The following is a 1,273-nucleotide window of genomic DNA, read 5'->3' as shown; positions in this document are numbered from 1 at the left end:
CCGACGTCACCGTCGTCATCGGCGCCAACGACGTCACCAACCCCGCCGCCCGGCAGGACTCGTCCAGCCCGATCTACGGCATGCCCATCCTCAACGTCGACCAGTCCAAGTCGGTCATCGTGCTCAAACGCTCGATGTCCTCCGGCTACGCCGGCATCGACAACCCGCTGTTCACCGCCGACCAGACCTCCATGCTCTTCGGCGACGCGAAGAAGATGGTCTCCGAGGTCACCGAGGAACTCAAGGCCCTGTAAGACGTTGTAGGGTTTCTCGCGCCTCGTTCCGGGCGTCCGTACTTATGGATGGCTCAGCGGCGGAAGCGGACTTCACCACGGATGATGGTGCACCGCACGAATTCCGCGCTCGGTGCCACCAACGCGTCGGTGAGCGGGCGGTCGAGGAGCATCAGATCCGCCGGCGCGCCCACCTGCCCCCTGCGTTGCTCGCCACCGGGATTGTTGAGAGGGGACAGGTACCGATCGCGGCGGCAATCACCGCCCACGGATCGAGCGGGCCGTACGGGGCGTCGCTGGACAGCGCGACCGGGACGCCGCCGTCGAGCAGGGACCGGCAGCGGTACAAGTCCGGCAGATCCTGGGCCTGGACCCGATCGAGGTAGTCGTCGCCGCGGTGGGCGAGGAAGCCGAGCTGGGTGACCACGCACAGCCCACCTCGGTGCAGTTCGCCGCTCGACTCGGCCGGGACCAGCGCCCCGTGCTCGATCCGGTCGCCGGACCGGGTGCGGCGTCCAGCGCGCGGGCCAGGACTCGGGCGTGCGCACGCCAACCGGCCCGGGTCAGTGAGGTGCAATATGCAGTGCTCTACTTGACATAATCGCCGTTATCGGCGTTTCGTTTCAAGTTGCGCCGCAACAGTTTTCGAGGGAACATCGGCGCGGTATCTCGCGGGAACGTGGTGCGGGGCGCGTGCACGCGCATACACGGCCGGGTCGACAGTGCCGGCACAGCCGGGGCGCTGTTCGCTGCCGCCGCCGTTGCCGGAGTGATCGTCTGGGACGGTCTCGGCCCTGAACGAGCCTGAACTCGTGTTCCCACGCGACGAGCGTCGTCGGCGTCAGGGCATCTTGCAGCTCGTCTTTCAGTCCAATCCTGGTGTACCGCAATGCTAATGATGGATAATCGTGCATATCCATCATGGACAATCACGAGTTGCAGAATACGCGAACCCATGACGTCCAACATCTTTGGACGCTGTAACACGTCCATGCCGGTCGCTCGCGAGCCTGCTGAACTGCGGCTCTGTTCCCCCGACC

Annotated in this window: 1 protein-coding gene and 1 pseudogene; one reads left to right on the top strand and one right to left on the bottom strand. The window is 65.6% G+C overall.

What is annotated here, in order from left to right:
- Nucleotides 1-254: NAD(P)(+) transhydrogenase (Re/Si-specific) subunit beta (locus G6038_RS30715; RefSeq protein WP_165042687.1), on the top strand; the 254-nt coding region annotated here is incomplete at its 5' end.
- Nucleotides 255-307: 53 nt separating this feature from the next.
- On the opposite strand, the pseudogene G6038_RS30710 reads toward G6038_RS30715, so the two are convergent.
- Nucleotides 308-738 (bottom strand): annotated as a pseudogene (locus G6038_RS30710) (amidohydrolase family protein); the annotation flags it as partial.
- Between the last annotated feature and the right edge of the window lie 535 nt (nucleotides 739-1,273).

It is taken from the genome of Rhodococcus sp. 14C212 (assembly GCF_011058195.1).
Classification (GTDB): Bacteria; Actinomycetota; Actinomycetes; order Mycobacteriales; family Mycobacteriaceae; genus Rhodococcus; species Rhodococcus aetherivorans.
This window is presented reverse-complemented; position numbering and strand designations above follow the sequence as displayed.